General features: G+C 43.1%; 4 protein-coding genes. All 4 read right to left on the bottom strand.

All coding sequences use genetic code 11. The annotated features are described in order from the left end of the window. Positions 1-404: 404 nt before the first annotated feature. Positions 405-935: a hypothetical protein gene (locus F6K38_RS36165; RefSeq protein ID WP_287359859.1), complete on the bottom strand. Its 531-nt coding sequence runs from the start codon at positions 933-935 to the stop codon at positions 405-407. Positions 936-1,155: 220 nt separating this feature from the next. After that, on the bottom strand, positions 1,156-1,293 hold the full coding sequence (locus F6K38_RS36160; protein WP_008187310.1) for a hypothetical protein: 138 nt from the start codon (positions 1,291-1,293) through the stop codon (positions 1,156-1,158). Positions 1,294-2,055: 762 nt separating this feature from the next. Beyond that, a complete protein-coding gene (locus F6K38_RS36155; protein WP_143764226.1) occupies positions 2,056-2,292 on the bottom strand; it encodes a hypothetical protein in 237 nt (78 codons plus the stop codon). A 237-nt stretch (positions 2,293-2,529) separates the two neighbouring features. Then, positions 2,530-3,693 (bottom strand): Na/Pi symporter, encoded by a 1,164-nt coding sequence (locus F6K38_RS36150; RefSeq protein ID WP_502708907.1) that lies wholly within the window; start codon positions 3,691-3,693, stop codon positions 2,530-2,532. Positions 3,694-4,209 lie beyond the last annotated feature (516 nt).

Here is a 4,209-nt window from a genome sequence, read left to right as displayed (position 1 = left end):
TTAAGCTTATTATAGCGTTAATTCAACGTAAAATTGACTTGGTCAATTTGATCGCTGAAAAGCAGTGCCTGAGAAAGTTTCAAGTTTTTGGAGAGGTCTATACAGTCTTTGAAAAATCGACAATGCCGAAATTTTGACGGCAATAGGCCAGGCTGGCGGGTAAAATAACCAAGGTAAGTGCTTCATAAACGCTTAAAAACCTTCAGATAAAGAGCTTTAATGGGCTTACCAGATCTAACTAGTTCTGCTTGCTGAACTACTTTGAATTGTAAAAGTAAGCTTTTAGATAAATCAAGGCTTTTCTGTATTGGATACAGTTTTTGAAAAATCAACCTAACGTAATAATTATGATCAGCTATTTCGGTCAGAAGAGACCCAATACTGTTCGGATACTTAGTGCTACTCTATTGTTCGCGGTCTAAAAGTCTCAGCAATAACCTTTCATCCAGTCCACCCAAGCTCGTAGCGAGCACCCTGAGGGTGTCAACATAGCCAAGATACATTTCGTACTGCTGTCGCTTATCTGGAGAGATTTTGTCAAACTCAACTCCTTTTCCCCAGCGGTGAATAGTATTGGGTTTAATCTTTAATACTTTAGCAATCAAGTTGATGCATTTCTCCCGATAACCATGCTCAGATTCGACCATTACGATATCTGACTCTGTGTAGCACGGCTGTCCGTATTGATTGAGGGCTTCTAGTCCGAACCAGCGGCGACAAAATCTCCTTGGGTGCATGCCTTGTCCATTAAGAACACGGGTTTTCAGAATCTTGGTAGCTACCTGATCAGCTTGATGCTTTTTAGTGTTACTGGCAGAATACTTCCAGTTCTGGAGATCCTCCTGAGAACTAGGACTGGCTTGAGCTATCCTGATTCTTTTTATCTGATTCATATAGTCGCGAATGCCTGTCTGAACATTTGTTGGGTATGACATAACTACGCACTCAATGATTATCAAGGAACTTTTGTATCGACAATTTGGAAAATGGGGGTAGCTCTCAAGGCGTTGCTTAACAATGGAATGATTTTAGGAGTGAGGTGGAATGGGCATCTGGCCGTGGAATGGGCATCTTGCGTGGAACTGGCATCTTGCCAGTTTCAATATATTTTCGGGCGGGCAGGATGCCCACTCTACTCCTATTCAGCGCGAAGATTCAGCAACGCCCATCCCTTTGGAAAATAAACTCACGGTAGTCTGCTAGGTCATCAACTTCCAGGAAGTTGAGTAAAATCCCAGGGACTAACCAAACTACCATTTTGGCCAGTAAGTTTAGTTTCCATTTGATCTGCATTACCTTAACTCCTGGATAGAAACCAACAGACAAGTAAGTATTCAGCGATCAGCCCCTCAGGTATAGCGCTACGCGCAATGGCATTGGCAAGAGGCAAGAGGCAAAAGTTGACTACAACAGCGTTTCAGCTTTTATAAATGTCAAACACCTTAATGGGTAGTGCTATATCAACTCATGTAAGACAAGGGCTGATCAATCAAGATAGTCAGTCATTGTAACTGTTTAAAGTATGCGAACTTGACTTGAACTGATGTAGAGTAGGTTTTTGGGATTAGGGCTTGATCAAGAGCTGATAGCTGGCAAGGGTAGCTTTTCAACTAGCCCGTTAGCCCTAGGCTGAATCATTACATTGCTGTAGTTGAGAACTATCCAACTGACTAGCTTTAATCAACTTCTCTAGTTTCGTTGTTTTTTGAGGTTTTGACAGTACCCTTGTGGGTACCCGAGCAGGACTTACACACCAAAACTGTGATCACCCCCTCAGGTATCAACTCATGTCAGACAACGGCTGATCAATCAAGATAGTCAGTCATTGTAACTGTTTAAAGTATGGGAACTTGACTTGAACTGATGTAGAGTAGGTTTTTGGGATTAGGGCTTTATCAAGAGCTGATAGCTGGCAAGGGTAGCTTTTCAAGTAGCCCGTTAGCCCTAGGCTGAATCCTTGGGCTCAATCTTAGTGAGAGCTTGCTCTGACTGACTGCAGAGACCATGCTCAACTAAATAATCGAAAATCTGATCAGAGTTCAACAGCATCATAAGTCATAAAGGTGTGAACACCCTTTCAAAAAAAACTAGGTAGGTCGAGTCGGCACAATTAACTTGTTCCGCTATTGACTTATCAGACCGAATTCGGGAACTTATGCGAAACTTAACAAAAGTTAACGATATCTTCGGGAGTCGGGAGTCGGGAGTCGGGAGTCGGGAGTCGGGAAAAATAGAGGTGCGGGTAGCACGTTGGTAGCGATGCAGCGCCCTTGATGAAGGGATTTCTGCCAAGACCTGGCTGCATCGCCTTTAGCTTTGTGGTAAGCATTCAGGGGTCAGCCATCAGCGGTCAGCGGTCAGCCTTGGCCATTGGCGAATGGCTAACGGGAATTGAGGTGCTTATTTTATTCAAAAGCTGTTCGCACCTCAATTCCGGTGGCCACAGGCCCAAAGCTGATACGCGACACGCTGATAGCTGATAGCTGAATGCTTACGCTATGTGGTCAGTCCCTCACCAACATTTGACTATTACAACAGGACTGTAACCCCAAGCAGGATGCCAGGAATCACAAAAAAGACGCCAATGATATAGGCAAATGCGATCGCTTTTCCTTCACTAGCCACAGCAGCGAGGGTTTCTGCACTGACAATTGGCAAGCGACAGAGGAAGGGAATGCCATAGATGATAACCACCCCAAGCACGTTGTAGAGCAAGTGAACCATGGCAATTTCTAGGGCAGGAACCGCTTCCGCGCCAGAAACAGCGGTCGCTGCTAGCAAGGCAGTAATACAAGTGCCGATGTTGGCACCGAGGGTGAAGGGATAGATTTGCGCTAGGCCAAATAGCCCTGCACCGGCCAAGGGTACCATCAAGCTGGTGGTAGTGGAGGAAGATTGAACCAGAACTGTCATAAAGGTACCAGCAGCAATACCCGCGATTGGCCCTTTACCAATGGCTGTATGAAGAATATCTTTGGCACGACCGACCATTAGGACTTTAAGCAGTTTGCCAATAAAGCTAATGGTCAAGAAAATCATCGCGATTCCTAAAATAATCAAAGCAATACCGTCAAAGGGCGCTGGTAAAATGTGAGTTATTGTTTTAAACAAACCCACCACTGGCTTAGTAGCAGCCTTGACAAAGTTCAAATCCTTGACACTTAGAGAACCGCCTCCTACCAAATTTTGAGCTAAGAAATAGGCAATCTTCTCTAGGGGATGAAAGATAATCTCAACGGGCAGAAAAATGACTACACTAAGTAAGTTAAAAAAGTCATGGATTGTAGCCGCAGCAAAGGCTCGCTTAAATTCGGTTTTATCCCCAATATGACCTAAACTCACTAAGGTATTGGTAATACTGGTACCGATATTTGCCCCCATCACCATTGGTACAGCAGTGGTTACCGGTAAGCCTCCAGCCACTAAACCAACAATAATTGAGGTTACGGTACTTGATGATTGAATTAATGCTGTGGCAACGGTACCAACGATTAGTCCTAAGAAAGGATTAGTGGCAAAGGCAAAGAGTTCTTTAGCTTGTGATCCGGTTGCGGATTTAAAACCCGAACCAATCATGCCAACTGCTACAATTAGCAGATATACTAATAGTATAACACTAATCCATTGCCGAATATTGTTACCTTGGTTTGACCCTTGGCTTCTTTCTATCGGTTGCTCTGAAATGTTACTAATAATTCATGTGCTGCTATAGCTTTTCCTAATCCGGTGAGGTACACGCTAGGGGGGTCAATGGTTTGTAACGATTGCTTATAAATAAGCAATCATTCTTAACACGATTAAGCTGTACCTCACTACCATAGGAAAGCCTGTATACTTGATTCCAGAGCTAACCGTATATCACAAAGTTTAACTTTGAGTTATAAATTCGTTATCAAAATAATAAAATTATAGGTAAGCTATCAGCTATCAGCGTGTCGCGTATCAGCTTTAGCAAAGGGAACAGGGAATAGGGAATAGAACAGAACAGGGAATAGAAAGTAGGGTGGGCAAAATTCTATTATCTAGAATTATCAAAAGAACTAAACGGTTTTTGCCCACCAACAGAAAGGGTGTGCAAAGTTCTATTATCTAGAATTATCAAAATAAATAAACGGTCTTTGCCCACCCTACAACCTTATCATTTTGATACCCGATGAATAATGCGATACACAATTAACCCAGCGATCACACCAACTACCACATGAAATA

This window comes from Moorena sp. SIO3B2 (genome assembly GCF_010692525.1).
Classification (GTDB): Bacteria; Cyanobacteriota; Cyanobacteriia; order Cyanobacteriales; family Coleofasciculaceae; genus Moorena; species Moorena producens.
This window is presented reverse-complemented; position numbering and strand designations above follow the sequence as displayed.

Excerpts from the sequence above, each read along its gene's own strand:
- F6K38_RS36165 (WP_287359859.1), bottom strand. The coding sequence starts at position 935 with ATGTCATACCCAACAAATGTTCAGACAGGCATTCGCGACTATATGAAT.
- F6K38_RS36160 (WP_008187310.1), bottom strand. The coding sequence starts at position 1,293 with ATGCAGATCAAATGGAAACTAAACTTACTGGCCAAAATGGTAGTTTGG.